The sequence below is a fragment of the Saccharopolyspora sp. NPDC045839 genome (genome assembly GCF_056431645.1).
Genome location: NZ_JBWKKH010000025.1, coordinates 16,876 through 43,197 on the forward strand (window position 1 = coordinate 16,876; position 26,322 = coordinate 43,197).

A 26,322-nucleotide genomic window follows, 5' to 3' on the forward strand; every position below is an offset into this window, starting at 1 on the left:
TCCCCCCTCTCTCTCCTACCCCCCCCCCCCGCTCCCCCCCCCCCCCCCCCCCCCCCCCACCCCGCCCCCCCCCCCCCCCCCCCCCCCCCCCCCCACCCCCCCCCCCCGCCGACGTCTGCCGGCTAGACGTTCTCGCCTTCGGTCGTCGACCGGGGCTTGATCAGGAACGACGCGACCAGCGCCAGCGCCGTCACGGCCACCGAGATCCACAGCGCCGTGTGGTAGTCGCCGCCGTCGACGGTCGGCGCGACGATGCCGATGCCCAGCGAGGCGCCGATGCCGAACGCCGCGCCGTTCATGCCGGGCAGCGCCCCGGGGCTCTCCTTCGGCGAGAGCACCACGCCGAGCCCGCTGAGCGTCGTCATGACCAGGCCGTTGTAACCGATGCCGAGCCCGATGAACGCGGCGAAGACCAGCCACCGCGAGTCGGCGAAGGCCGCGGCGAAGACCAGCGAGGCGATGCTCAGCGCGAGCCCCACGCGCAGCACCAGCCGCCAGCCGACGCGCGGCGCGAGCCAGCCGGCCAACGGCCCGGACGCGAGCCCGATCACCGCGGGCGGCGCCAGGAACATCAGGGCCGACAGGGTCGCGTTCATGCCGTAGCCGAGCTGCTCGTCCTGGCTGAGCAGCACGACGGTGAAGTTGATCGCGCAGAAGACGCCGGTGAGGGCGAGCAGCGTGGTCGCCACCAGCGGCCACACCTGCCGGGACCGCAGGTGGCGGGCGGCCATCAGCGGCTCGCCGACGCGGTTCTCGACCCGCCAGAACACGGCCAGCAGCACGGCGCCGCCGATCAGCAGGCCGAGCGCGAGCGGGCTGAGCCAGCCCTGGTCGTTGCCCTGGCTGATGCCGAGGTTGAGGGCCGCGAGCGCGCCGGTCAGCGCGACCGCACCGGCCCAGTCCATCCGGCCGCCGGTGCCGGCGTGGGTCTCGGGCACGAACCTGCCCGCCATCAGCGCGGCGATCACGCCCAGGCCGAGGATCACCGCGAACACCGCGCGGAAGCCGACGGTGTCGGCCAGCGCGCCGCCGGCCAGCCCGTCGAGGCCGCCGACGCCGCCGTTGATCGCGGTGACGAGGCCGAGGGCATGGCCGAACTGCTTCGGCGACAGGACGTCGCGCAGGATCAGGTAGGTGAGCTGGAACGTCGCGCCGGACGCGCCCTGCAGCACCCGGGCCGCGATCAGCACGCCGATGTTCGGCGCGAGCATCGCGATCAGCGAGCCTGCGGACATCACCAGCAACGAGATCACCAGGACCTTGCGCCGCCCGACGTGGTCGCTCAGCCGCGACAGCACGACGCCCGCGAGCCCGCCGATCAGCAGGAACATGGTCTGCGACAGGCCGACCAGGTCGGTGGTGGTGCCCAGGGTGCGGGCGATGTCCGGCATGGCCGGGGTGACCATGGTGGCGTTGAGCTGGAAGCTCACCACACCGATGATCAGCGCTGTGAGCACCAGCCCGGTGCGTTGCCGCGTTGCCGCGGGCCGATCCACGACGGACCCGACCATGATCACTCCCGTAGTGATGGAATCGATTTCCGTAGAAGGTAGGCATCGGTCACCATAACGTCAATAATTCGCCTAACTTTTTGTTGAAACAGCTGATAGAACTAGATCCAACTGTGCGGATAACGATTGCCGCGATTTGACCAGAGTGAGGTGGCGACTTGGCCAAGATCATCTTTGATGGCGACTACGGGATCGACGACGCGCTCGCGACGCTGTTCCTCCTGGGCCGGGACGACGTCGAGCTCGTCGCGGTCGGCACGGTGCACGGCAACGCGCCGGCCGACGCTGCCGCCGCCAACGCCCTGCAGGTGCTCGACGTCGCCGGTCGGCGGGACATCCCGGTCGCCGTCGGCGCGCAGCGCCCGCTGGCGCAACCGCTGGACATCTCCGCGCTCGTGCACGGCGAGGACGGCCTCGGCGGACACGCGAGCCCCGTACCCGAGCTTCGCCCCGAGCCGGTGTCGGCGGCCGAGCAGCTCGTCCGGCTCGCGCGGGAGCTGCCAGGCGAGTGCACCGTCGTGGCCACCGGGCCGCTGACGAACCTGGCGCTGGCGCTGCTGCTCGAACCGCGGCTGCCGGAACTCGTGCGCAACGTGGTCGTCATGGGCGGCACGACGCGGGAACCCGGCAACATCGGCCCGTTCGCCGAGGCCAACATCTGGCACGACCCGGAGGCCGCCGCGCTGGTGCTCGGCGCGGGCTGGCCGCTGACGCTGGTCGGCCTGGACGTCACGATGCGCACCTGGCTCGACCAGCCCGATGTGGACCGGATCGCCGCGGCGCCCGGCCGCAAGGCCGAGTTCGCGCACGCGATCCTCCAGCACTACCTGCAGTTCTACCGCGGCAGGCACGCCAGGCCCGGCTGCCCGCTGCACGACCCGAGCGCCGCCGTGCTCGCGGTGCGGCCCGATCTCGCGCGCTGCGAGAAGGCCCCGGTCCGGGTGGAGCTCCGCGGCGAGCGCACCCGCGGCATGCTCGTCGTCGACCGCCGCGAGTTCGCCAAGCCGGACGGCCCGCTGGTCGACGTGGCGGCCGAGATCGACCGCGACGGCCTCGTCGCGGAGTTCCTCACGGGCCTGGTGGACTAGTCAGCGGCTGGCGACGCGGCGGTAGCGGGCGACCGCGAGCGGCATGAAGATCGCCAGGATGACCAGCGCGGATCCGATCGAGTAGAGCACCGCGTGCTGCGCCGGCCAGCTGTCCGGCGGCGGGCCGGTGACCCGCAGCGGGTTGCCGTAGAGCCGACGCAGCGCGTCCGCGGTGACGGTGATCGGGTTCCACTCCGCGAAGGCGCGCAGCGGCGCGGGCATCGCCTCCGCCGGCACGAACGCCGACGAGACGAAGGTGACCGGGAACAGCCAGAGCAGCCCCGCGCTCTGCGCCACCTCGACGCTGCGCGAGATCAGCCCGATGAACGCACCGACCCAGGACATCGCGAACGAGAACAGCAGCAGGATGAAGAACGCGAGCAGCGCTTCGAACAGGCTGCCGCGGATCCGCCAGCCCACCAGCAGCCCGCACACCGACATGATGACCACGGTCAGCACGCTGATCACGAGGTCCGACGAGGTGCGGCCCAGCAGCACCGCGATCCGCGACATCGGCAGCGACCGGAACCGGTCCACGATGCCCTTGTTCAGGTCGTTGGCCAGCCCGATCACGGTGAACGCGCTGTTGAACGCGACGGTCTGCACGAAGATCCCGCCGATCAGGAACTCCCGGTACGCCTCGCCGCCGAGGCTGCCGCCGAAGACGTAGGCGAACAGCAGCACGAACATGATCGGCTGCGCGGTGCTGGACAGCAGCCAGTCCGGGTTGCGCTTGATGTTCACCAGGTTCCGCCACGCGACGACGCTGCTGTCGCGGATGCTGGTGGCGAGCGCGCTCATGCCCGTTCCGCCTCTCCGCGCTTCACAGTTGTGGTTGCGTCCGGCTCGATCTCGCGTTTCGCGGTTTCTTGTGGCTGGTTCGCGTCACGTTCCCCTGAGGCGCGGTTGAGCAGGACCGGGGTTGACACAGGGCTGCTCATGGCTGCCCCTCCTGCTCCTCGGTGCGGCGGCCGGTCAGGCCCAGGAACACGTCGTCCAGGGTCGGCCGGTGCAGCGCGACGTCGTGCACCGCGACGTCTTCGGCGTCCAGCCGGCGCAGCGCCTCGATCAGCGACTTCGGCCCGCTGTCCACGGCGACGAACGCCTTCCGCAGGTGCTCCTCGACCTCCGGCTCCCCGGCGCCGACCTCGCCGAGCACCCGCGCGACGACCGGCAGGTCGGCCGCGTCCTGCACGACCAGTTCGAGGCGCTCGCCGCCGACCTCCGACTTGAGCTCGTCGGCGGTGCCGCTGGCGATCACCCGGCCGCGGTCGATCACCGCGATGCTGTCGGCCAGCTGGTCGGCCTCCTCCAGGTACTGCGTGGTCAGCAGGACGGTGGTGCCGTCGGCGACGAGTTCGCCGATGACCTGCCAGGTGTCCATCCGGCCGCGCGGGTCCAGGCCGGTGGTGGGCTCGTCGAGCACCACGACGGCCGGGGCGGCGACCAGCGCGCCGGCCAGGTCGAGCCGTCGCCGCATGCCGCCGGAGTAGCCCTTCGACGGCCGGTCGGCGGCCTCCTGCAGGCGGAACCGGTCCAGCAGCCGCCGGGCTCGCGCGCTCGCGTCGGCGCGGGTCATGCCGTACAGCCGGCCGACCATGTAGAGGTTCTCGTAGCCGGTGAGGTTCTCGTCGACCGCCGCGTACTGCCCGGACAGGCCGATCGAGCGGCGGACCGCCTGCGGGTCGGCGAGCACGTCGTGCCCGGCCACGAAGGCCCGCCCGGAGTCCGGCTTGAGCAGCGTGGTGAGGATCCGCACGGCGGTGGTCTTGCCCGCGCCGTTGGGTCCGAGCAGGCCGAGCACCTGGCCGGTCGGGATCTCCAGGTCCACGCCGTCGAGCGCGCGGTTCGCGCCGAAGGTCTTCACCAGGGCTTCCGCGCGCACCGCCGTCATCGGGACCTCCGCTGGGATAGTCGCCGGAATGTGAGCGCAACTCTAAGTGTCCGGTCCGGCACACCGCTGCTGCTTTCAGGCGATCGATCGCCCGTGAACGGGATTTTTCCGTCGGAACGCCCCTGGTCGCGGCCCGATTCGGGGAAGCCGTCCGGAAGGCCGCTTGGCAGAAGTTACCGTCAGGTAATACCCTCTTGTTACCGACGAGTAAGGGCCGGGCCGGGCCCGCCCGCACCAGCGCGCAAGAGGGAGCCTTCGATGGGCCACTACAAGAGCAACGTCCGAGACCTGGAGTTCAACCTCTTCGAGGTCTTCAAGGTGCAGGAACGGCTGGGCAAGGGCGCCTTCGAGCAGTCCGACGAGGACACCGTGCGGGGCGTGCTCAGCGAACTCAACGAGCTGGCCACCGGACCGCTGGCCGACTCCTTCGTCGAAGGCGACCGCACTCCCGCCAAATTCGACCCGGCCACCCACTCGGTGACGCTGCCCGAGGCGTTCAAGAAGTCCTACCAGCAGGTCATGGACGGCGAATGGTGGCGGCTGAGCCTGCCGGACGAGCTCGGCGGCTACGGCACCCCGCCCAGCGTCATCTGGTCCGCCGCCGAACTCATGCTCGGCGCCAACCCGGCCATCTACATGTACATGGCGGGCCCGAACTTCGCGACGATCCTGTGGCGCAACGGCACCGAGGAGCAGCGCCGCTGGGCCGAGCTGATGATCGAGCGCGGCTGGGGCGCCACCATGGTGCTCACCGAGCCGGACGCGGGCTCCGACGTCGGCGCCGGCCGCACCAAGGCCATCAAGCAGGAGGACGGCTCCTGGCACCTGGACGGCGTGAAGCGGTTCATCACCTCCGCCGACCAGGACATGACCGAGAACATCATGCACCTGGTGCTGGCCCGCCCCGAAGGTCCCGGCATCGAGGCCAAGCCCGGCACCAAGGGCCTGAGCCTGTTCCTGGTGCCCAAGTTCCACTTCGACGGCACCACCGGCGAGGCAGGCGAGCGCAACGGCGCCTTCGTCACCAACGTCGAGCACAAGATGGGCCTGAACGCCTCGGCCACCTGCGAGCTGACCTTCGGCCAGCACGGCGTACCGGCCAAGGGCTGGCTGCTCGGCGAGGTGCACGACGGCATCGCGCAGATGTTCCAGGTCATCGAGTACGCCCGGATGATGGTCGGCACCAAGGCCATCGGCACCCTGTCCACCGGCTACCTCAACGCGCTGGACTACGCCAAGGAGCGCGTGCAGGGCGCCGACCTGACCAGGGCCGCCGACAAGACCGCGCCGCGCGTGGCCATCACCAATCACCCGGACGTGCGCCGCATCCTGATGCTGCAGAAGGCCTACGCCGAAGGCCTGCGCTCGGTCTACCTCTACACCGCGACCTTCCAGGACCAGGTCTTCCAGGGCCAGCACGATGGCACCGACTTCAGCGTCGCCGAGCAGGTCAACGACCTGCTGCTGCCCATCGTCAAGGGCGTCGGCTCGGAGCGGGCCTACGAGATGCTGACCCTGTCGCTGCAAACCCTCGGCGGCTCCGGCTTCCTGCAGGACTACCCGATCGAGCAGTACATCCGCGACTCCAAGATCGACAGCCTGTACGAGGGCACCACCGCGATCCAGGCCCAGGACTTCTTCTTCCGCAAGATCGTCCGCAACAACGGCGCCGCGCTCGGCCACATCGCCGCCGAGATCCAGGCGACGCTGGAGGCCGAGGGCGCCGACGAGCGGCTCAAGGAGGAGCGCGCGCTGGTCGCCCGGGCGCTGCAGGACGCCCAGGGCATGCTCGGCACGCTGATCGAGTTCCTGACCTCCTCGCAGGAGGACGTCAAGAACATCTACAAGGTCGGTCAGCACGCGGTGTCGTTCCTGATGAGCATGGGCGACGTGCTGATCGGCTGGCTGCTGCTGCGCCAGGCCGAGATCGCCCTCGCGGCGCTGGACGCGGGCGCCTCGGCCAAGGACCAGCCGTTCTACCAGGGCAAGGTGGCGGTGGCCCGGTTCTTCGCCAAGAACGTGCTGCCGGAGCTCACCGGTCGCCGCAAGATCATCGAGGCGGCGGACAACTCCCTGATGGAGCTGGACGAGTCCGTCTTCTGACGCGCCGGGTGGACCGCAGTTTCAATTGAAACTGCGGACTCCCAGGGCACCTCGGGGTGCAGTTTCAATTGAAACTGCACCCCTTCGTCCTAAGTGGACTTGGGCTCAGTCCGAGGTGTAGTCGAAGGTGTAGGGCACCGTGAGCTCGCCGCTGGTGGCCGTGTAGCGGCCGGTTCCGCGCAGCCCGGACAGCTCGCCGGAGCCCGAGTCCGGCACCACCTCGAAGGTCGAGTGGATCGAGCCGTCGCCGCCGAAGTGACCGCGCTCCTCGATGGCGAAGGCGCCCTCGCGCCCGTCCAGCGTCCCGCGGATCAGCTGCATCCCGGTGAACGAACCGGTCAGCTCGGTGCTGTACACGAGGGTGTACTCGCAGGCGACCTCGGCCGCCTCGATGCCACCGGTGAACTTGTTGGTGATCGCGGCGCGCGCGAGCTTCGGGTGCTGCTCGCCGTCGCCGATGACGCTCTCGTCCCAGCGGACGACGGTGAAACTGCCGGTGGTCATGGACATCCCTTCGATCGGTCTTGCGACCAGCCTGAACGCCGTACCTGACATCTCCTGTCAGGTACACCGGGCAGAATCCGGCCCATGCGCGCCGACCGGCTCCTCTCCGTGCTCCTGCTGCTGCAGAACCGCGGCCGGATGACCGCGACCGAACTCGCCGAGGCGCTGGAGGTGTCGGTCCGCACCGTCTACCGCGACATCGAGGCCCTCGGCGCGGCCGGCATCCCGGTCTGCGCCGACCGCGGACCCGACGGCGGCTACCGCCTGATGGACGGCTACCGCACCCGGCTGACCGGCCTCACCGACGCCGAAGCCGACTCCCTCTTCCTCGCCGGCGCGCCCGGACCGGCCCGGGAACTCGGCCTCGGCGCGGTCCTGGCCACCGCGCAGCTGAAGGTCCAAGCCGCGCTGCCCGTCGAACTGGCCGAGCGGGCCCGCCGCATCCAGGACCGGTTCCACCTCGATGCGAAGGGCTGGTTCCGGGACGCCGACGACGTGCCGCACCTGGCCGAGATCGCCCAGGCGGTGTGGGAACAACGCGTCCTGCGCGTGCACTACCGCCGCTGGCGCGGCGAGGTGCACCGAGAGCTCAACCCGCTGGGCATCGTCCTGAAAGGCGGGATCTGGTACCTCGTGGCCCAGGCCGGCGAAGCCATCCGCACCTACCGGATCTCCCGCTTCCTGGCCGCGGAGATCACCCCGGGCGCCTTCGCCCGGCCCGCGGGCTTCGACCTCGCCGCCAGCTGGGCGGAATCCGCCCGGCGCATGGAAGCCGAGATGTACCGCGGAACAGCGCGCCTGCGGATCTCGCCGCTCGCGCAGAAACTGCTGCCCGCGAAGTTCGGCTCCCTCGGCACCGGCGCCCTCGCCGCCGCCGGGCCGCCCGACGAGCACGGCTGGGTGGAGGTCGACCTGCTCGTCGAACGGCAGGACGTCGCCGTCCACGACGTGCTCCGCCTCGGCGCCGAAGCCGAGGTGCTCGGCCCGCCCGAACTCCGCGCCGCGGTCGCCGAAGCCGTTACCGCGCTGGCGACTCGCTACGCAACCTGAACGCGCTCCGCACCGGGCGGAAATCGTCCACAGTGGAGCGCGCGGCGAGGAACGCCACGAACAGGCCCACCAGCAGCGCCGCCCGGCCCCAGACGCCGATCATCAGCGCCTGCGACGTGAAACCGTCGTGGATGCCGTTCGGTTCGCCCGCCATGTTCAGGTAGAACCAGCGGAAGATGCTGATGCCCATCGCCAGGTCCGCCACCAGGTACGCCACGATCCAGCCCCAGCGCACCGCCACCAGCACGAAGAACGGCAGCAGCCACAACGTGTACTGCGGCGAATGCACCTTGTGCAGCAACAGGAAACCGCACAACATCGCCGCCGACACCTGGATCCAGGGATACGTCCCGGTGCGCTCGTAGCGCAACCAGCCGACCGCGCAAGCCACCGCGAACGACAACAGCATCAGCAGCGGCGACACCACGCCCATCGCCGACTGGAAACCCTCGTACTCGGTCCAATGCCGGAAACCCCAGTACCAGATCGAGTTCGTGCTGATGTCCACCTGCCGCCGGGACTGGAAGTCGAACGACGCCAACCAGCCGCCGAACCCGGCCAGCATGAACGGCACGTTCGCCAGCACCGCCGTCCCGACCGCGGCCCCCACCACCTGCAGCGCGCCGCGCACGTCGAACCGCCGCTCGTCGCGGCCCTCGGTCAGCACGTACAACGCCAGCGGCAGCACGAAAAGCGCCGGGTACAGCTTCAGCGCGAAACCCAAGCCCAGCAGCACCGCGGCCGCCGTCGCCCGCCGGCGCAACGACACCGACGTCCACCGGTGCACGACGAACACCGCGGCCACCGCGCACGCCACCACCGGCAGATCCCAGTTGTGGAAGGCGTAGAGCACCAGCGGCGGGCTCAACGCCCACAACAGCGCCCGCCAGCCGCTCAACCGGCCCAGCCACCACGCGACGGCCAACCCGAACGGCGCCATCAACAACGCCGACGAGGCCAGGAATCCCGCGTCCGTGTCGGCGAACAACGCGCCCACCCAGATCAGCACGCCGGTCAGCACCGGGTACTCGACCACGCCGCCGTACAACGTCCCGTCGGGCTCGATCCCGCCGTGCACGTAGGGGAAGACGTGCCGGTCGATGTCCCGGCCGATCCACAGGTTCTGGATGTCGGAGTAGCACACGTCGCCGTACGCCCGCTCCTGGTACGCGGGCTCCGAACGCCCCGACTCGTCGAAGAGCGGGCCGGTGCAACGCGCCTTGTTGGCATACCCCAGCGCCAACGCCAACGCGGTGAACATGCACAGCGCGACCAAGCCGGAGATCGTTAACCTGCGGGCCGTCTTGACGCCGATGCCGATCACTCCCGTTCGATACCGCGAAGAAGTCGATGCGTTCAGGCGACCTTGCCGCGGAGGAACGCGATGTCGTCGGCCTGGCCCTCGTCCGGCGTCTCCACCACCACCGGCGCCCCGGCGCTCGCGCACACCGCGACCAGCAGATCCGGATCGATGTTGCCCGCGCCGATGTTGGCGTGCCGGTCCCGCGAGGAGCCGAACTCGTCCCGCGAATCGTTGAGGTGCACCAGATCGATCCGCCCGGTGATCGCCTTCACCCGGTCGACGATGTCCAGCAGCTCCTCGCCCGCGGCGTGCGCGTGGCAGGTGTCCAGGCAGAAACCCGCCCCGAACTCGCCGACCGCATCCCACAACCGCGCCAGCGCATCGAACCGCCGCGCCATCGCGTTGGCGCCGCCCGCGGTGTTCTCGATCAGGATCGGCACGTCGAAACCGCCGTCAGCGGCCTGCCGCTCGAACAGCTTCCGCCAGTTCGACACACCCTCGGCCGGGGCATCGTCCTTGGTCACGTGCCCGCCGTGCACGATCAGGCCCGTCGCGCCCACCGCGGCCGCCGCCGTCGCCTGCTGCGCCACGGCCTTGCGGGACGGGATCCGGATCCGGTTGTTCAGCGAGGCCACGTTGATCACGTACGGCGAGTGGATGAACACCTCGACGTCGCTGTCGCGCAACTGCTCCGCCTGCGGATGCGGCTTCGGGGCCTTCCAGCCCTGCGGGTCCGACAGGAAGAACTGCACGACCTCCGCGCCGCGCTCGGCGGCGGCGGCCAACGGGTCATCATCGCGAACGTGGGCGCCGATACGCATACCCGAAGTCTAGGCGGCCGACCGGACCGCCTCCCGGCGGCGTGAACGGCCCGGTCCCACAGCGCGGGAAGCCACGGGTTTTCCCCGGGGCCGTCACCAATGGCGGTGTCCGGGCGTTATTAATCTTGAGAGAGTGATCGGCATTCGCACGGCCGTGGGGAGACGAGACATGGGAGCACGGGGGAAACCCAATCCGCTGGTCCGGCCGAACGCGCTCGGCCGGAGCGTGTCCGCGGGGCTGGTCGGCTTAGCGATCACCGCGAGCACCTTCCTCGGCGCCGGCGCCGCCTACGCGGCCGACCCGCTGATCGTCGACCAGCCCCTGGCCATCGTCGACGCGGAACCCGGCCAGCAGATCACCATCGCGCCGTCCACGCTCGACTTCAAGGTCCGCGAGGCCGTGCTGCTCGCCATGCCGCTGGCCTTCGGCCCGGCCGACGACGCCGCCAAGAAGTTCGCCGCCCTGACGCCGATCCCGCTCGGGCCCGCGCGGGAAGGCCGCACCTTCTACTCCGGCAAGGACATCGCCGAGGCCGCCGCACCCCGGCTCGCCGAGATCGGCCTGCCCGAGAAGAAGGTCGACGCGGTCACCTGGCACTTCACGAACCTCGTCAGCCTCGGCAACGCCCTCACGGTGAAGGTCGCGAAGCCCGCCGTCGAACCGCCGCCGACCACGCAGCAGCCGACGCCCGAGCAGCCCAAGCCGACGCCGAAGCCGCCGCCCAGCACGAACCCGGCGCCGCCGAGCCCCAGCCTGCCGCCGCCCACGACGCCGCCACCGGCCCTGACGCCCAGCGGCGGGGCACCGGGAGCGCTCAGCGTCCTGCCGCCCAGCCTGCGGGACCTCCAAGGCGGCTCGCTGCCGTGGGCGCAGGCCCGCTACGGCCAGGTGCCGGGCCTGACGCCGGACATCGGCGACCTCCAGAGGCAGTCCCAGGAGCAGCAGAAGGCACGTGAGCAGCAGGAGGAGATCCGCGCCGCGGGCAAGGCGGAGGCGTTGCCGACGGAGGTGACGGAGCGGGTGGCGGCCCCGGTGCTGCTCGCCGCGATCTCGCTGGCGGTGGTCACGGCGACCCTCGTCCGCAGCTGGGTCCTCCGCCGCCACTGACCCCGAGCCTCCCCCCGGCCCCGAGCCTCCCTCGGCCCCACCCGGTGTCCCGCGGTTTCAACTGAAACTGCGGGACACCGGCGTGTCGCACCCCGACACGCCGACGGCTGTGGACAACTTCCGCAATTTCAATGGAAATCGGATCTTCGATTTCCATTGAAATTGCGGAACCACGAACGTCGGCGGGGGTGGGGCGGGGTGATGGCGGGGGTGTCGGTGCCGCTTGCTAGCCTTGTTCAGTTCGTCGACGCGAACGACCCTCCTGCCACGGAAAGCCCGTGGCCGTGAGTCCACAGGAGGTGAATGGTCTTCATGCGTCACTACGAGCTCATGGTCATCCTGGACCCGAGCCTGGACGAGCGCACCGTCGCTCCGTCCCTGGAGAACTTCCTCAACGTTGTCCGCAACGACGGTGGCACCGTCGAGAAGGTCGACGTCTGGGGCCGCCGGCGTCTCTCGTTCGAGATCGAGAAGAACGCCGAGGGCATCTACGTCGTCCTGGACCTCAACAGCGAGCCGGCCACCATCAAAGAACTGGACCGGCAGCTGAACCTCAACGAGTCGATCCTGCGGACGAAGGTCATCCGCAAGATCGTCGAGCCCCGCAAGGCCGCGCGCGCCGCCAAGGCCCGCGCCGCTCAGGCGTCCGCCTGACCGGCCCGATTCCGCTAACGACCAGACTGGAGTCCCCAGGTCATGGCTGGTGAAACGGTAATCACGGTGGTCGGCAACCTGACCGCCGACCCGGAGCTGCGGTTCACGCCTTCCGGTGCCGCGGTCGCGAACTTCACGGTCGCGTCCACGCCCCGGACCTTCGATCGCCAGTCCGGCGAGTGGAAGGACGGCGAGGCCCTGTTCCTGCGCTGCAACATCTGGCGGCAGGCCGCGGAGAACGTGGCCGAGTCGCTGACCCGCGGCATGCGGGTGGTCGTGCAGGGCAGGCTGCGGCAGCGTTCCTTCGAAACGAAGGAAGGCGAGAAGCGCACGGTCGTCGAGCTCGAGGTCGATGAGATCGGGCCGTCCCTGCGCTACGCGACCGCCAAGGTGAACAAGGTCAGCCGCGGTGGCAGTGGCTTCAGCGGTGGCGGGGGCCCGTCCGGTCCCCCGGCCGACGACCCGTGGGGTTCCGCGCCGCCCGCCGGCTCCGGTGGTGGGTTCAGCGACGAGCCGCCGTTCTAAACGGCGCAGCAACGCTTACGAAGTTTTCGCTCAGGAGGAAGACCGATGGCCAAGGCGCCCGTGCGCAAGCCGAAGAAGAAGGTCTGCGTGTTCTGCAAGGACAAGGCGGCGCAGATCGACTACAAGGACACGACGCTGCTGCGGAAGTACATCTCCGACCGCGGCAAGATCCGTGCCCGTCGCGTGACCGGCAACTGCAGCCAGCACCAGCGCGACGTCGCCATCGCGGTGAAGAACGCCCGCGAGATGGCCCTGCTGCCCTACACCTCGACCGCTCGCTGACCCGGAAGGAGACACGTCGTGAAGATCATCCTCACTGCTGACGTGACCGGTCTCGGCGAGTCTGGCGACATCGTCGAGGTCAAGGACGGTTACGCGCGCAACTACCTGCTGCCCCGCAGCCTGGCCATCGTGGCCACCAAGGGCGCGCAGAAGCAGATCGAAACGATCCGCCGCGTGCAGGAGAACCGCCGGGTGCGCAACCTGGAGCACGCCCACGAGCTCAAGCAGCAGCTGAAGGACCTCGGCGCGGTCACTCTGACCGCGAAGGTGTCCTCGCAGGGCAAGCTGTTCGGCTCGATCACCAGCGGCGACATCGTCGCCGCGGTCCGCAAGGCCGGTGGCCCGAACCTGGACAAGCGCTCCGTCGAGCTGCGCGGCCACATCAAGTCGCTCGGCAAGCACGTCGTCGACGTGCAGCTGCACCCGGACGTGACGGCCAACGTCAGCGTCCAGGTCGCCGGCGAGCAGTGACCCGGTAGTACCGGTTTCCACAACGCGGCATCGTCCACTCCGGCATTCGTGTGACGGGTGGACGATGCTGCGTTCGGTGCGCGCACCGGTTGTCACGGCGGTGGCCGAGCCCCGCCGAGTCCCGACACGCCGACGAGAGCGACACACCGGGACTTTTCCACGGATTTCTTCCACAGCCTTCGCACAGGGGCTGAACTGGGGTTTTTTGTCGATCATGCCGACTTGTCCCCAAGTTGTCCCCAGCTGCGTGGAAGGCTGCCGCGAGTTATCCCCAGCTCGATTCGATCTATCCACAGGTTGTCCCGAGCTTTGTCCACAGCTTGACTTGCCTGCTCCAGGCGGGCGATCTAGCTTCGCGCGCGGGCGTTCACGCACACCACGCGTGAACGCCCTGTGCCGGAGGAGGTGACGGGTCCGGTGGCGGTGCCCGACGAGCAGGAAGATCCGTACTTCGACAGCGACGGCGGGTCGAGCAGCAGCACCACCTTCGAACGGCAGCCCCCACAGGACCTCGCCGCGGAGCAATCGGTGCTCGGCGGCATGATGCTGAGCAAGGACGCCATCGCCGACGTCGTCGAGGTGCTCAGCCCCAACGACTTCTACCGCCCGGCGCACCAGGCGATCTACGACTGCGTCCTCGACCTCTACGGCCGCGGCGAACCGGCGGACGCGATCACCGTGTCGGCCGAGCTGGAACGCCGCCAGGAGCTGCTCAAGGTCGGCGGCGCGCCGTACCTGCACACCCTGATCGCCACGGTGCCCACGGCGGCGAACGCCGGCTACTACGCGGAGATCGTCTCGGAGAAGGCGATCCTGCGGCGCCTGGTGGAGGCGGGCACCCGGATCGTCCAGCTCGGCTACCACGGCTCCGAGGGCGCGGCGATCGAAGAGGTCGTCGACCGGGCCCAGTCCGCGATCTACGACGTGACGGAGCGCAAGGCCAGCGAGGACTACCACGTCCTCGAAGAGCTCCTCCAGCCGACGATGGACGAGATCGACGCCATCGCCTCCCGAGGAGGAGAATCCCAAGGCATCCCAACGGGTTTCGCGGACCTCGACGCCCTGACCAACGGCCTCCACGCGGGCCAGATGATCATCATCGCGGCCCGGCCCGGTGTCGGTAAATCGACCCTGGGGCTGGACATCGCCAGGTCGGTGTCGGTGAAGCACGGGCTCGGCAGCGTCATCTTCTCGCTGGAAATGGGGCGCACCGAGATCGTCATGCGCATGCTCTCCGCCGAGGCCCGGATCCGGCTCGGCGACATGCGCGGTGGCCGGATGACCGACGACGACTGGACGCGGTTGGCGCGGCGGATGAGCGAGATCAGCGAGGCGCCGCTGTTCGTCGACGACTCGCCGAACCTCACCATGATGGAGATCCGCGCGAAGGCCCGGCGGCTCAAGCAGCGCCACGACATCCAGCTGATCGTGCTGGACTACATGCAGCTGATGACCTCCGGCAAGCGCGTCGAGTCCCGGCAGCAGGAGGTCTCGGAGTTCTCCCGAAACCTCAAGCTGCTGGCCAAGGAACTCGAAGTGCCGCTGATCGCGATCTCCCAGCTGAACCGAGGCCCGGAACAGCGCACGGACAAGCGCCCGCAGCTCTCGGACCTCCGCGAATCCGGTTCGCTGGAGCAGGACGCGGACATGGTGATCCTGATCCACCGGCCGGACGCGTTCGAGCGGGACGACCCGCGGATGGGCGAGGCGGACCTGATCCTGGCGAAGCACCGTGCGGGCCCGACGGCCACGATCACGGTCGCCCACCAGCTGCACTACAGCCGCTTCGTCGACATGGCCCAGGAGTAGTTTCGGGTAGGTCCTCAAATCTGATGGCGGATTCTCAGTTTGAATGGCGGACCGATGGCGGATCCGCCATCGGATTGAGACGTGACGTGTGGCGGAGCTAGATCGTCACACGATCGTGTAGTGATCGACTGGAACCAGTCGAGCCGATCACGTTCCACGCCACGCTTGCCCCGATCCACCTTGTGCGGTCGTTGTGAAGGCTTGGGGTAGGCATGATCGATCAGAGCGGGCTTCGGTAACGGTCAGCTTCCAGCGTGCTGACGGTGGCACAGCGAACGGCCAGGCCTGGAGCGCTGTTGCCGCGGATGCGCTGGAGACAGCACGACTGTGGCGGCATTTCCGCTGGTACAAGGGGCAAAAGCACTACTCGGGAACTTTCTGGTCGAGCACTGAACGTGACCACGTGATCTATGAGTCGCGACTAGAACTGGCCCGATTACTGTTCGCCGACTTCGATACCTCAGTCCGGCGCATAGTGGCGCAACCCTTCCTCTTGAAACGCCGAGTTGACGGAGTCGAGCGCAAGCACATCCCGGACTACTTGCTGTTCACCGGCGACAGCCCGGTCGTGGTCGACGTCAAACCTCGGCAGAGGCTGAACAAGCCCAAGGTGGCTTCTACGTTCGCTTGAACCGTGACGCGGTGGAAGAGCGTGGCTGGACATACGAAGTCGCCTGCGGGCGCTGGCAGCACGAATTCTTCGCTACGCAGACCGGGACGACCTGAACATCTTGCCCCGGGATGTGCTGGACGCCTATGACCAGGCCCTGACCCAGCCGGCCGGATACGGGCGGCCTGCACACGCCGAAAACCGCCGCGGCACCATCACCCGGCTCTTCGACGACTACGGCATCGACCGCACTCGTCGGCGAAGGAGCATGGGACCGGCTGACCTGCTTCGCCGCCGCTTCCCGATACCGCACCATCACCGAAGCCGCCCAAGCCCTCGGCCTGAACCAACCCACGCTGACCACCCAGATCAACCGTCTCGAACACGACCTCGGCGGACCACTCCTGGAACGCGCCCAACGCGCGCGGCCTTTGCAGCTCACGCCATTGGGACGCCGGGTCGCCGCCGCAGTCGTCAGACACAAACGGTTCAAGGGCGACAGTGACGGGCAGGGGGAATCCGGCATTTCGCGTCAGCGCCCGGAAAAGAAATGCCCGGCCCCCGCGTGAGCGGGGAACCGGGTGGTGTGACCCCAGCCGAGCGCACCTTCGCCTGGCTGCATGGCTTCCGACGCCTCCGCATCCGCTAGGAACGCAGAGCCGACATCCATAAAGCGTTCCTCGGGCTGGCCTGCTGCCTGATCACCCGCAGGCAGGTCCAGTCGCTGTGTTGACCGTTCTCAGAACTTGGCCGTCCGTGCCCTCTCGTCCTGTTGCAGGACGGTGTTCAGCTCGTTGTGGCCTGGGTGCGGCGGGCATAGGCGCGGGCCGCGCGTGCGCGGTCACCGCAGCGGGTGGAGCACCAGTGGCGGCGCCCGCTGCGCAGCAGGTAGCGGCTGCACGGGGCGGAGCCGCAGGCGGTGAGGCGTTCGGCGTCGGGGCTGGCAAGAAGGTCGGCGGTGTCGGCGGCGAGGACGGCCAGGGCGTGCTCGACGATCTGGGTGGTGGGGTGGGCGGTTTCGCGGTAGTGGCCATGGGCCGGATCCCAGCGCAGCAGGGAGGCGGCGGGGGCACGGGTGAGCGCGTCGTTGACCGCGGCCAGCGCCCCGTCGGGGGCGGGCAGGCCGGCGGTGTGGGCGGCGAGGAGTGCCCGGACCTGCTCGCGCAGGGAGCGCAGCAGGGTGGCGCACATGTCCATCATGCCGGTGCCGACGGGCGCGAGGTCGCGCTCGACGAGCCACCGCTCGGCGGTCTCGGAGAAGCCGAGGAGGTCGACGTGCCCGCCGGGCAGCTCGATGGCGCTGTTGGCGAGGTCGAGGGCGAGGTACTGCTCCGCGCCGGGGGCGGGCGGCAGCGGCGCGGCGGTCGCGGGCTCCTGCATGGTTCTCATGGTACAGGTTGCGCTCATCCGTGAAGTATGCTTAGGCTGGTTCACGGATACACAGTCAACTATCCGTGAGGATGCCTCTTTATGTCTGCCACCAGTCCAGCCACCGGGCAGTTCCCCGTCCGCGTCTTCGGCGGCCCGACCGCCCTCTTCGACTACGGCGGCCTGCGGTTCCTGACCGACCCGACCTTCGATGCCCCCGGCGACTACCAGGGGGCCACCGGCTCGGTCCTGACCAAGACGGCCCCCGCCGCCGGCACCCCCGCCGACCTCGGCCGCGTCGACGTGGTGCTGCTCTCCCACGACGAGCACCCCGACAACCTCGACCACTCCGGACGCGCGCTGCTCGCCGACGTCCCGCTCACCCTCACCACACCCGGCGGCGGGCAACGCCTGGGCGAACGGGCCAGAGGGCTGGCAGACTGGCAAGCGATCGAGCTGGAGCGTCCCGACGGCGGCACGCTCACCGTCACCGGCGTGCCCGCGCTCCACGGCCCCGGAGCGCGCGAGGAGGTCGAAGCGATCACCGGCGAGGTCGTCGGCTTCGTCCTGACCGCCGAGGATCTGCCCACGGTCTACGTCAGCGGCGACAACGCGCAGCTCGCCCTGGTCGAACAGATCGCCCAGCGCTTCGCCCCGGTGGACACCGCCATCCTCTTCGCCGGCGCACCACGCTTCTCCGCCATCTACGACGGCGAACCGATCGTCCTCGACAGCGCCCAGGCCGCGGAGGCGGCGAAGATCCTCAAGGCCCGTCGCGTCGTCCCCATCCACTGCGACAGCTGGGCCCACTTCACCGAAGGCCGCGACGACCTGATCGCCGCCTTCACCACCGCCGGACTGATGGACCGCGTCGAACTGAACTGACCCCTGCACTTACCGAGTGGGTGCGCCGACGGCGCACCCACTCTCCCTCGCGCGCCCCTGCGCCCGCCCGTGATGCCGCGCCCGCTCACCGGCGCGCCCGCACCGGAGACACGATGTATTCCCACACCGCCGAGACCACCCCCACACCCCCGCACGCCGCAGCCGGGGCGCAACAGCGCATCCTGACCGTCCTGCTGATCTCCCAGATCCTCAGCGGTGTCGGCCTCGCGGCCGGAGTCACCGTCGGCGCCCTCCTGGCCCAGGACATGCTCCACTCCACCAGCCTGGCCGGACTGCCCAGCGCCCTTCTCACCGCCGGGTCCGCACTCGCCGCCGTCACCATCGGCCGCATCTCCCAGCACGGCGGCCGCCGTCCCGGACTGGCCGCCGGGTACCTCGCCGGCGCGCTCGGCGGTGCAGGAGTGATCGCCGCCGCCGCGCTCAGCAGCCCCGCCCTGCTGTTCATCGCGCTGTTCCTTTACGGCGCCGGCACCGCCGCGAACCTCCAGGTCCGCTACGCCGCAGCCGATGTCGCGCCACCCCAACGGCGCGCCCGCGCCGTCTCCACCGTCCTGGTCGCCACCACCCTCGGCGGCGTCCTCGGCCCCAACCTCACCGCGCCCGCGGGTCAGCTCGCCGCCGCGCTCGGCCTGCCCCCACTCACCGGCCTGTTCCTCATCTCCAGCATCGCCTTCGCCCTGGCCGCCGTCACCCTGCTCGCCTGGCTGCGCCCTGATCCCCTCCTGCTCGCCCGCACGCTGCCCGCAGAACCGCAGTCGGCCACGCCCGAGACCGGCTCCGGGCGCTCTGGCCCCGGCGTGCCGCTCGGCATCCTCGTGATGGTCCTCAGCCAACTCGTCATGGTCGCCGTGATGACCATGACGCCCATCCACATGCACGCCTACGGCCACGGCACCGCTGCCTCCGGCCTGGTCATCGCCCTGCACATCGGCGCCATGTACCTGCCCTCGCCACTGTCCGGCTGGCTCGTCGACCGCTACGGCTCCACCGCTATCGCCATCGCTGCCGCTCTCACCCTGCTCGCCTCCGGCGTCATCGCCGCCGCGCCCGGCAACTCCATCGGGCTGCTCGCCCTCGCCCTGATCCTCCTCGGCGTCGGCTGGAACTTCGGACTAGTCAGCGGCACCGCAATCATTACCGACGCCGTCCCCCTGGCCACCCGCGCGAAGACCCAGGGCATCGTCGACGTCGGTATCGCCATCGCAGGCGCCACCGGCGGCATGGCCTCCGGCATCATGGTCGCCGTCACCAGCTACGCCGTCCTCGCCGTCACCGGCGGCGCCCTCGCCCTCGCCGTCATCCCCGCAGCCTTCGCCACCGCCCAGAAAGGCTCCCAACGCGGGTAGCCGGCCCGCCGCCCCGCAAGCCAAGACACCTGGAGTACTGCGCACCTCGGCAAGCCTCGTTGGTCAGCACGGCGGACCACCCGCCTGCCAACCTCCTGAAGAAATGCCATCGAAGTGAGACACCGAGGTGCGCATACCGACCGAGAAACCGCGCAAAACCCCAGGTCAAACAAGATCAACATGTCACGGGATTTGAGACCCTACAGGTTCTTGTAGGTCCTCAAATCTGATGGCCATGACGGAAGCCTGGGACGACGTCCGTCGCCACCTTCATCGAAGTCGCCAGATTCGACGAGGGGTGCATCGACCTTCTGGCCGAAGCTTTCTTCTCCGGTGTCGGATCCCAGGACGAGGGCAATGCCGTCTGGGGCGCACATCTCGACGAGGCGGTCCGACGCCGGTCGGCCGCGTCGGACAGGCCGTGGCCGACTCAACGCCTTCATCTACCGCTCGATGTGCTGCGACCGGTGCCTCCGCTTCGATGGCTGGTCACGGAGAGGCGAGCGCCGGCCCGGTTCCGGTAGTGGCCGCCGTCGCCAAGGCCCGGACCATGACCGCCGAGCCGTGCTCGACGAACTCGGTGATGGGTGCGGCGAGGATGTCGGGCAGGACGTCGGTGTGCCAGACGAGTCTGGTCCGGCCGTCCGGTTCGGCGAGAGCCTGCATCCAGGCGTGGTGGTGCGAGGGGTGCAGGCTCCCGCTGACGACGGTGTAGGCGATGCGTCTGCTCGCGGCATCGAGGTCGACGAGCCTTTCGTAGACGATGGTGCCGTCGGCGAAGGTGACGGCACGGGTGTCCGAGATCACGTGGGTGTCGGTGACGAAGCCGGGTGCAAGGCGTTCGTGCACCGCGCCGTAGTCGCTGAGCACGTCCCAAACCTCGTCGGGCGTGGCGTCGATGATGAGTTCCTTGTGGATGGAGGCCATCGGTACTCCTGATCAGGCTGCGGCGATGCAGAACGGGTGGCCCTCGGGGTCGGTGAGGACGATCCACTCGCCCTCGCCGGGCTGGAAGTCGGGCTTGGTCGCGCCGAGCGCGAGTAGTGCCTCGGTCGCGGCTTCCAGGTCGGCGACGTGGAAATCGAGATGGGCGTGCTTGGCGGTGTCCGGCCAGCCAGGCCCCCGGTAGTCGGCCACCCGCTGGAAGGCGAGCTGGACCGAACCGCCGCCCAGGAAGGCCGAGTCGTCGTCGACGTGGGTGATTTCCCAGCCGGTGAGGTTCCGGTAGAACTCGGCGAGCTCCTTCGGGGCGGTGCAGTCGATGATGGTCGCGGTCAGCTCCGCGTGGACGGTCATGTCGATGACTCCTCGGTGTCGTCGCTTGCACGCCCAGCTTCGGCTCCCGGAGGCGAAACGTCTTGAAGATCCTTGCGGGCCAGTTCGTCGGCCCCGCGGCCTAGGGTTCGCAGTGTGCTGTCAGCCGCGACCCTCGCCGCCCGGCCGGAGTTCACCGTGACCGAGGTGGCGTGCCGCTCCGACCACACCCGGTGGTCGGAGCCGGAGGCACGCGACGACCACCGGGTGGTGCTCGTGCGGCGCGGCAGGTTCCGGCGGTTGAACGACGGGGCCGATGCCGATCTGGATCCGACGGTGGGCTACCTGGGTGCGCCGGGCGAGGAGGAGCGGTTCGCGCACCCGGTCGGCGGCGACGTCTGCACTTCGGTCAGCTTCGCGCCTCGGCTCTGGGAGCGGCCCGCGGGTGGGACGACGGTGTACGTCGACGCACGAGTCGACCTGGCCCACCACCGTCTGCTCGCCGCCGCGCACGGCGGCGACATCGACTACGCGCTCGCGGAGAACTTGCTCCGCCTCGTCGCGTTGGCCGCCGGGCAACCGGCCGAGCGGCCGAGGCCCGCCGACCGGGAGCTGGTCGCGGCGGCCCGCGAGGCGATCATCGAGGAGGTGCCGGAGGCGGCGGGGCTGTGCTCGCTGGCCGGATTGCTGGAGATCTCGCCGTACCGACTGAGCCGCGCGTTCTCCCGGGAGATGGGCACATCGCTGACCCGCTTCCGCAACCGGGTCCGCGTCGGCCGGGTCATGGACCGGCTCGTGGCGGGCGAATCCCGCCTCGCAGACCTGGCCGCAGAGCTCGGCTTCGCCGACCAGGCGCACCTGACGCGCACCGTCCGTGAGCACGTGGGGCACACACCGACCGCGCTGTGTCGACTGCTCGCATCGGGATGAACCAGCACCGAGTTGCTGCCCGCCGACTCGAACGCGACCTCGGCGGACAGCTCCTGGTTCGTGCGAAACGCGGGCATCCCATGCAGCTAACCCCTGGGCAAAGGCCATCGCGGTCATCGAGGCGCACTTTCCGCTGCACTTTCTCATGTGCGACTGGACTTGTGCGGTGGGTTGCGAGATTGGACCATTCATCGTGGCCCTTCTGGTGGGCCGGGGGCCGCTGGTGCCCCCCGGAGCCCGACATTTCGTGGAGTCCAGTGCTCGGTGCGTCAGGCCAACTCGACCAGTAGCCCGGCGAGTCGTTCCGGCGCAGACCAGAACGGCGAGTGTCCGGCGTCGATCTCGCGGACCGCGGCACCGAGCAAATCCTGGGCCACAGCGGCGTTCCATCTACGGCATCACGTTTTGCCCGAACGGGCACACCTGCGCCCGAACAGTCGACGGCCTGTGGAAGGTCTTCCGCGCTCGTTGCCTGGTCCTTGGATCCACCGCGCACGATGGCTGGCTCCGGCGAACGGAAGTGCTCGCGGGTGACGAAGGCGAGCGGTAAGGGGCGGCATCGGCCAGGGCCGATGCCCGTTGGCCCTCATTCTTCGGTGCGCCGGGGTGGGACGTCGGTGCGGGTCGCGGTGAGGCCCCAGGTGGCGTACGGCAGCGTGACGATGCCGCCCAACTCGTCGACCGCCGTACCCAGGACAGCCAGCACCTCCGCCACTTGGTCTGGTGGCAGGTTGGTGAGGCTGCCGGAGGTCGGTACCAGGTCCAGCAGTTCGTCGCGGCTGTACGTGCGCTCCCAGTCGTAGCGCCACAGCACGGGCTCGTCGAACCCGCCCGCCTCGCGGATTCCGTCTGCGGCCCTGGCGTACAGCCCCTGGTAGGCGTCCAGGATCGACGCCCCGGACCGGCCGTTGAAGCCCACCGGCGAGTCGGGAGCCACCCGCCGGTATGCCGCGGCAAGGGCATCCGCCACAGTGGACGGAAGCTGGTACACGTGCCCGAACGGTGCCAGCACACCTCCCGGCCGCAGGACTCGCGCCGCCTTGGCCGCGCCCGCGACCGGGTCGACCCAGTGCCAGGCCGTACCGGAAACGACCGCGTCGAAAGCGCGTCCGGCCGGCTCCCACGCCTCGAAGGTCGCTACCTCGACCTCAACGCCGGTACCCCGCGCGAAGTCGGCCATCCGCGGGTCGGGCTCGACACCGAGCACCGTGCGGCCGGCGGCCCGGAACTGACGGGCCTCGATGCCGCTACCGCAGCCGACGTTGAGGAAGTCGGGGCCGGGACTGGCGGCCACGACCCGCTCGATCATGTCCTCGGGATACGCGGCCCGGGTCCGGTCGTACCGTTCGGGGTCGACCCCGAACGACTCTGCCATGCGACGGTGCAGGTGCGGTTCCGGCGTGGCCGGCGGCGGTATAGTGGTCATGTGCCCACTCTAATGGGCATGTGCCCACTAGGGCGGCGACGTTCGCTTTCGGTGAAAGGAGGGGATGCGCGGTGCCGACTGGCGTGGCGCTGCGTGACCCGCGCCAGCAGCTCTTCGACGCGGCCGAGCGAGTCCTGGTCCGAGACGGGGTCATCGGTCTGACCAGCCGAGCGGTCACCACCGAGGCGGGCGTCGCCAAAGGGGTCCTGCATCGGTACTTCGCTGACTTCGACGCTTTCCTCACCGAGCTGGTGCTGGACCGCATCGCGCGGATCGAGGTCCACGCCACCGCCCTGCGGGACGCGGCCGGGACCGGCATCGTCGCCGACAACCTGACCAGCGCTCTGGTGGCCAGCTTCGATCCGGTCATGGTGGCGATCGTGGTCCTCATCACCGCCCGGGACGAGCTGCGCAAGCAGCTGCGCGCGGCCGGCACCGCCCGGTTCCCGCTCATCGGCGAGGGCGCGGCCATGATCGTTGGGTACCTGACGGCCGAGCGCGACCTCGGCCGGATCGCGCCCGACGCCGACATCGACACGCTCGCGCCCACATTGATCGGTGCCGCGCACCTGCTGTTCACCGAGCGGGCGGACGGCCCGCCGGACCCCGAGGCCGTGCGGAAAGTCGTGACCACAGTCCTGGCCGGCGCCATGCGGTAGTCAAGACGAGGTCAGGCCGGGGATGGCCGGAAGAAATGCCATGAACCTGAGACCGATCTTGACGATGTCACTGTGAGGCAAGCTGAGAACCGCAGGCCGAACAAGATCGACACCTCGCGCGAGCCGCGGCCCTGCAGTTCTGCAGTTCTGCAGGGTTGCACGGCTGACTCCATCTCAACCTCATTCATGAAGTGGTCGTGAGGCGCTGCCTGGTGCGGTGTCGATGGGAAGTGGTTCGCGGTGGTCGGGGCGCAGGCCGTCGAGGGAGATGTGCAGCAGCCTGTTCCACATCTGTGGGCGGCACTCGTCGGTGAGCTGGACGGCGTGGCCCAGCGAGACCAGCAGGAGCAGCAGGTCGTCGGTGGTCACGCCGGGGCGCAGCAGGCCCGCCGCGGTGGTGCGGGCGCACAGTTCCTCGATGACGAGGCGGAGCTGCTGGATGCCCTCCAGATCGGGGACCGACCAGGTCAGCGCGAAGTTCTCCATGATCGCGCGGTGGCGTGCGTAGCCGGTCAGGGCCTGCTGGTAGAAGTCGGTCAGTGCCGCCCAGGGGTCCTCGGAGTCGATCGCGGCCTGGCGCGCGGATTCCGCCCATTCCGAGAAGTCCTTGCGCAGGACCGTGTGGACGAGATCTTCCTTCTTCGGGAAATGCCGGTAGAGGGTGCCCATGCCCACCCCGCTGCGGCGGGCGATCTCGCGCACGTCCACTGCGGTGCCCTGCTCGGCCAGCACCTCGGCGGCGGCCTCGACGATCGCTTCCCGGTTGCGGATCGCGTCCACGCGCGGCGCGCGGCGCCGGGCGGTGCTTTCCGGTTCAGCCGCTGTCATGAGGCCCAGCATACCGTCTTATGCGGAGCAGTTGCTCCTCTCCGTGCTATTTTGAGGAGCAAGTGCTCCGTATAGTGAAGGGGATGTGCATGTCCGACCCGTCCACGACCACCGCGACCGAGGCCAAGGCCCCCGCCATCGACAGCTGGAACGACCGGATCATCGCCGAGTTCCGGGCGAACGCCGGGTACGTCTCTTGGAGCAGCGAAGAGGATTTCGCGGCGGGACGGCCCGTGCCGCCCCGGATTCCCGGGTTCGACGAGCAAGGCATGCCGCTGATCTTGGTGCACCACACCGGGGCCAAGACCGGACGCGAGCGGATCAGCCCGTTGTTCTTCCAGCCGGTCGGCGATGGCTGGGCCGTCTTTGGAACCCACGGTGGCAGTCCGCGTCATCCGGTCTGGTACCACAACCTCATGGCGAACCCGCAGACCACAGTCGAGGTGGGCACGGAACGAGTGCCGGTCGTAGCCCGGCTCGCGGAGGGCGCGGAGCGCGAGCGGATCTGGGCGAAAGAGGTAGCACTCGTCCCGAAGTTCGCCGAGTTCGAGGCAGCCGCCGGCAGGCAGATCCCCGTCGTCGTGCTGGAGCGTGTCCCCGCACAAGCCTCCGCCCCGCCCACCGCCGAGAAATGACCCCGCCAACCTGCTCGGCACCCGACCACCCCGCTGGAGCGACCTGAACCAGCTACGCCACCCAACCCCCGTCCACGCGGAGAACTCGCGACACCGCAATTCGCGATACCCTCAGAAGTCGTTATCTCACAGCCGATGTCGTACGGATGTCGCGTACGACATCGCGGTGAGATTCTGCAGTTTCCGCGCCGGTTTGAACATTTCCGCGTGTATGTGAGCACCGCGTGAGCATGAGCTCGAGTGCCGCGGAAACCTCGGCAGGTGAGTCCGTGGCTGGTCAGCCGCCGAGCAGGCCCTCCGGGACGCCCAATTCCTGCGGTTTCCGGTCGGTGTGCATGGTCCAGAGCAGTTCGGCCAGTTCGACCGGGTCGGCGACGGTTCCGATGATGCGTGCGCCGATGTACAGCGTGCCGACGTACACGCCCTGGTCGGCGACTTCGGCCGCGAGGGACTGGAGGTAGTTGCGCTGGGCGGCCAGCGCCGGCGGCCAGCCGCTCATGTGTGGGCGGCCTTGGACAGCGGCGGCTCCCTGGGCGTTGAGGATCGCGCCGTCCCCGCGTTCGAGCATGGCGGGGAGGAACTCGTTGACCAACGCGAGCAGGGTGTAGAGCGTCATCGGCATCAGCTCCTGCAAGCGTTCAGGGCGCAGGTCGACGGCATCGGTGAACTCCGGGACCGCGCAGGTGCGGGACCGTAGTAGAGGGCAGTGGGGTCACCGACCTGCGCGCGAATGCGCTCGGCGAGTGCGGGGACGAGGCCGGTCTCGGACAGATCGGCCGTCACCACGTGCGCGGTGATTCCGGCCAGTTCCCCGGTGAACTGGTCCGCGCGCCGGTGGACGGTCGCGTAACTGGCCGCCAACTTCGGCCTGTCCCGCGCCGCGTTCGCCGCCCGGTTCGCCTCTCTGGTCGGCGAACCCCCACTCACGTACCTGACCGGCTGGCGAATGACACTGGCGGCGGATCTGTTGCGGGACACCGAGAAGACGGTCGCCGTGGCCGGCGAGGCCGGCTACGCGGACGCGTTCGCTTTCAGCGTGGCGTTCAAACGCGCCCGCGGCGTCAGCCCCTCAACCTGGCGCCGCCAGGCGCGCTGACCAACAGCCCGGGCTCTAAGGGCAAGCACGTCGTTGAAGCGTTCCACGTGGTCGAGAGCGCGATGACATCCCACCTCGCACTCTGCAACATGTCGCGCGCAACATGTCAGGCGATCTGGGAACCTGCAGATTTTGCAGGTT

The 26,322-nt window shown here is 69.4% G+C and carries 29 protein-coding genes and 2 pseudogenes; 18 read left to right on the forward strand and 13 right to left on the reverse strand.

Annotated elements, in window-relative coordinates:
- Positions 1–122: 122 nt before the first annotated feature.
- Positions 123–1,511 (reverse strand): MFS transporter, encoded by a 1,389-nt coding sequence (locus AC07EQ_RS29080; protein ID WP_478391061.1) that lies wholly within the window; start codon positions 1,509–1,511, stop codon positions 123–125.
- 158 nt (positions 1,512–1,669) lie between these two features.
- Between AC07EQ_RS29080 and AC07EQ_RS29085 the strand changes: the two genes are divergently transcribed.
- Positions 1,670–2,599: a nucleoside hydrolase gene (locus AC07EQ_RS29085; protein ID WP_478391062.1), complete on the forward strand. Its 930-nt coding sequence runs from the start codon at positions 1,670–1,672 to the stop codon at positions 2,597–2,599.
- Here AC07EQ_RS29085 and AC07EQ_RS29090 read toward each other — a convergent pair whose 3' ends face one another.
- Both AC07EQ_RS29090 and AC07EQ_RS29095 read right to left on the reverse strand, forming a co-directional pair.
- Positions 2,600–3,400: an ABC transporter permease gene (locus AC07EQ_RS29090; protein WP_478391063.1), complete on the reverse strand. Its 801-nt coding sequence runs from the start codon at positions 3,398–3,400 to the stop codon at positions 2,600–2,602.
- Between the two features lie 136 nt (positions 3,401–3,536).
- Positions 3,537–4,493 carry an ATP-binding cassette domain-containing protein gene (locus AC07EQ_RS29095; RefSeq protein WP_478391064.1) on the reverse strand — a complete coding sequence of 319 codons (957 nt, stop codon included), beginning with the start codon at positions 4,491–4,493 and terminating at the stop codon, positions 3,537–3,539.
- A 258-nt stretch (positions 4,494–4,751) separates the two neighbouring features.
- Between AC07EQ_RS29095 and AC07EQ_RS29100 the strand changes: the two genes are divergently transcribed.
- Entirely contained in the window at positions 4,752–6,596 is a 1,845-nt protein-coding gene (locus AC07EQ_RS29100; RefSeq protein WP_478391065.1) for an acyl-CoA dehydrogenase, read from the forward strand.
- Positions 6,597–6,701: 105 nt separating this feature from the next.
- On the opposite strand, the gene AC07EQ_RS29105 is transcribed toward AC07EQ_RS29100, so the two are convergent.
- A complete protein-coding gene (locus AC07EQ_RS29105) occupies positions 6,702–7,100 on the reverse strand; it encodes a DUF3224 domain-containing protein (RefSeq protein ID WP_478391066.1) in 399 nt (132 codons plus the stop codon).
- Positions 7,101–7,184: 84 nt separating this feature from the next.
- Between AC07EQ_RS29105 and AC07EQ_RS29110 the strand changes: the two genes are divergently transcribed.
- A complete protein-coding gene (locus AC07EQ_RS29110) occupies positions 7,185–8,150 on the forward strand; it encodes a helix-turn-helix transcriptional regulator (RefSeq protein ID WP_478391067.1) in 966 nt (321 codons plus the stop codon).
- On the opposite strand, the gene AC07EQ_RS29115 is transcribed toward AC07EQ_RS29110, so the two are convergent.
- Positions 8,119–9,474, reverse strand: coding sequence for a glycosyltransferase family 87 protein (locus AC07EQ_RS29115; protein ID WP_478391068.1), 1,356 nt, complete (start codon positions 9,472–9,474; stop codon positions 8,119–8,121). The two genes, AC07EQ_RS29110 and AC07EQ_RS29115, sit on opposite strands and share 32 nt — an antisense overlap.
- 32 nt (positions 9,475–9,506) lie before the next feature.
- The gene (locus AC07EQ_RS29120) at positions 9,507–10,274 is read right to left on the reverse strand and encodes a deoxyribonuclease IV (RefSeq protein ID WP_478391069.1); all 768 of its coding nucleotides are present in this window, start codon (positions 10,272–10,274) and stop codon (positions 9,507–9,509) included.
- Positions 10,275–10,443: 169 nt separating this feature from the next.
- Here AC07EQ_RS29120 and AC07EQ_RS29125 point away from each other — a divergent pair, with 169 nt between their 5' ends.
- The 9 genes and pseudogenes from AC07EQ_RS29125 to AC07EQ_RS29165 form a co-directional block, all read left to right on the forward strand.
- Positions 10,444–11,382, forward strand: coding sequence for a hypothetical protein (locus AC07EQ_RS29125; RefSeq protein ID WP_478391070.1), 939 nt, complete (start codon positions 10,444–10,446; stop codon positions 11,380–11,382).
- A 303-nt stretch (positions 11,383–11,685) separates the two neighbouring features.
- Positions 11,686–12,036, forward strand: coding sequence for a 30S ribosomal protein S6 (gene rpsF, locus AC07EQ_RS29130; protein WP_010312877.1), 351 nt, complete (start codon positions 11,686–11,688; stop codon positions 12,034–12,036).
- 42 nt (positions 12,037–12,078) lie between these two features.
- Positions 12,079–12,561, forward strand: coding sequence for a single-stranded DNA-binding protein (locus AC07EQ_RS29135; RefSeq protein ID WP_093263833.1), 483 nt, complete (start codon positions 12,079–12,081; stop codon positions 12,559–12,561).
- A 45-nt stretch (positions 12,562–12,606) separates the two neighbouring features.
- The gene (gene rpsR, locus AC07EQ_RS29140; RefSeq protein ID WP_093151213.1) at positions 12,607–12,843 is read left to right on the forward strand and encodes a 30S ribosomal protein S18; all 237 of its coding nucleotides are present in this window, start codon (positions 12,607–12,609) and stop codon (positions 12,841–12,843) included.
- Between the two features lie 18 nt (positions 12,844–12,861).
- Complete coding sequence (gene rplI / locus AC07EQ_RS29145; RefSeq protein WP_132481853.1) at positions 12,862–13,314, forward strand: 50S ribosomal protein L9; 453 nt, start codon at positions 12,862–12,864, stop codon at positions 13,312–13,314.
- A gap of 423 nt (positions 13,315–13,737) precedes the next feature.
- The gene (gene dnaB, locus AC07EQ_RS29150) at positions 13,738–15,123 is read left to right on the forward strand and encodes a replicative DNA helicase (protein WP_397527837.1); all 1,386 of its coding nucleotides are present in this window, start codon (positions 13,738–13,740) and stop codon (positions 15,121–15,123) included.
- A gap of 193 nt (positions 15,124–15,316) precedes the next feature.
- Positions 15,317–15,754, forward strand: coding sequence for a TnsA-like heteromeric transposase endonuclease subunit (locus AC07EQ_RS29155; protein WP_478391071.1), 438 nt, complete (start codon positions 15,317–15,319; stop codon positions 15,752–15,754).
- 257 nt (positions 15,755–16,011) lie between these two features.
- Entirely contained in the window at positions 16,012–16,302 is a 291-nt protein-coding gene (locus AC07EQ_RS29160) for a LysR family transcriptional regulator (protein ID WP_478391180.1), read from the forward strand.
- Positions 16,303–16,331: 29 nt separating this feature from the next.
- Positions 16,332–16,466 (forward strand): annotated as a pseudogene (locus AC07EQ_RS29165) (IS5/IS1182 family transposase); the annotation flags it as partial.
- Positions 16,467–16,519: 53 nt separating this feature from the next.
- Here AC07EQ_RS29165 and AC07EQ_RS29170 read toward each other — a convergent pair.
- On the reverse strand, positions 16,520–17,113 hold the full coding sequence (locus tag AC07EQ_RS29170) for a CGNR zinc finger domain-containing protein (RefSeq protein WP_478391072.1): 594 nt from the start codon (positions 17,111–17,113) through the stop codon (positions 16,520–16,522).
- Between the two features lie 90 nt (positions 17,114–17,203).
- On the opposite strand from AC07EQ_RS29170, the gene AC07EQ_RS29175 reads away from it, so the two are divergent.
- Positions 17,204–17,986 carry an MBL fold metallo-hydrolase gene (locus AC07EQ_RS29175; RefSeq protein WP_478391073.1) on the forward strand — a complete coding sequence of 261 codons (783 nt, stop codon included), beginning with the start codon at positions 17,204–17,206 and terminating at the stop codon, positions 17,984–17,986.
- A gap of 113 nt (positions 17,987–18,099) precedes the next feature.
- Positions 18,100–19,353 (forward strand): MFS transporter, encoded by a 1,254-nt coding sequence (locus AC07EQ_RS29180; RefSeq protein WP_478391074.1) that lies wholly within the window; start codon positions 18,100–18,102, stop codon positions 19,351–19,353.
- A gap of 489 nt (positions 19,354–19,842) precedes the next feature.
- On the opposite strand, the gene AC07EQ_RS29185 is transcribed toward AC07EQ_RS29180, so the two are convergent.
- Entirely contained in the window at positions 19,843–20,280 is a 438-nt protein-coding gene (locus tag AC07EQ_RS29185) for an SRPBCC family protein (RefSeq protein ID WP_478391075.1), read from the reverse strand.
- 12 nt (positions 20,281–20,292) lie between these two features.
- A complete protein-coding gene (locus AC07EQ_RS29190) occupies positions 20,293–20,649 on the reverse strand; it encodes a VOC family protein (RefSeq protein WP_478391076.1) in 357 nt (118 codons plus the stop codon).
- Between the two features lie 114 nt (positions 20,650–20,763).
- On the opposite strand from AC07EQ_RS29190, the gene AC07EQ_RS29195 reads away from it, so the two are divergent.
- Positions 20,764–21,537 (forward strand): helix-turn-helix domain-containing protein, encoded by a 774-nt coding sequence (locus tag AC07EQ_RS29195; RefSeq protein ID WP_478391077.1) that lies wholly within the window; start codon positions 20,764–20,766, stop codon positions 21,535–21,537.
- A gap of 586 nt (positions 21,538–22,123) precedes the next feature.
- Here AC07EQ_RS29195 and AC07EQ_RS29200 read toward each other — a convergent pair.
- A complete protein-coding gene (locus tag AC07EQ_RS29200) occupies positions 22,124–22,912 on the reverse strand; it encodes a class I SAM-dependent methyltransferase (protein ID WP_478391181.1) in 789 nt (262 codons plus the stop codon).
- A 122-nt stretch (positions 22,913–23,034) separates the two neighbouring features.
- On the opposite strand from AC07EQ_RS29200, the gene AC07EQ_RS29205 reads away from it, so the two are divergent.
- Entirely contained in the window at positions 23,035–23,622 is a 588-nt protein-coding gene (locus AC07EQ_RS29205) for a TetR family transcriptional regulator (protein WP_478391078.1), read from the forward strand.
- 180 nt (positions 23,623–23,802) lie between these two features.
- Here the strand turns inward: AC07EQ_RS29205 and AC07EQ_RS29210 are convergent, their stop codons facing one another.
- Complete coding sequence (locus AC07EQ_RS29210) at positions 23,803–24,450, reverse strand: TetR/AcrR family transcriptional regulator (RefSeq protein WP_478391079.1); 648 nt, start codon at positions 24,448–24,450, stop codon at positions 23,803–23,805.
- A gap of 89 nt (positions 24,451–24,539) precedes the next feature.
- Between AC07EQ_RS29210 and AC07EQ_RS29215 the strand changes: the two genes are divergently transcribed.
- On the forward strand, positions 24,540–25,085 hold the full coding sequence (locus AC07EQ_RS29215; RefSeq protein WP_478391080.1) for a nitroreductase/quinone reductase family protein: 546 nt from the start codon (positions 24,540–24,542) through the stop codon (positions 25,083–25,085).
- 277 nt (positions 25,086–25,362) lie between these two features.
- Here AC07EQ_RS29215 and AC07EQ_RS29220 read toward each other — a convergent pair whose 3' ends face one another.
- Together AC07EQ_RS29220 and AC07EQ_RS29225 are read right to left on the reverse strand one after the other, a co-directional pair.
- The gene (locus AC07EQ_RS29220; RefSeq protein WP_478391081.1) at positions 25,363–25,701 is read right to left on the reverse strand and encodes a hypothetical protein; all 339 of its coding nucleotides are present in this window, start codon (positions 25,699–25,701) and stop codon (positions 25,363–25,365) included.
- Between the two features lie 5 nt (positions 25,702–25,706).
- Positions 25,707–26,012 carry a hypothetical protein gene (locus AC07EQ_RS29225; protein ID WP_478391185.1) on the reverse strand — a complete coding sequence of 102 codons (306 nt, stop codon included), beginning with the start codon at positions 26,010–26,012 and terminating at the stop codon, positions 25,707–25,709.
- Between AC07EQ_RS29225 and AC07EQ_RS29230 the strand changes: the two are divergent.
- Positions 25,912–26,181: pseudogene (locus tag AC07EQ_RS29230) on the forward strand (helix-turn-helix transcriptional regulator); the annotation flags it as partial. The gene AC07EQ_RS29225 and the pseudogene AC07EQ_RS29230 overlap by 101 nt on opposite strands.
- Positions 26,182–26,322 lie beyond the last annotated feature (141 nt).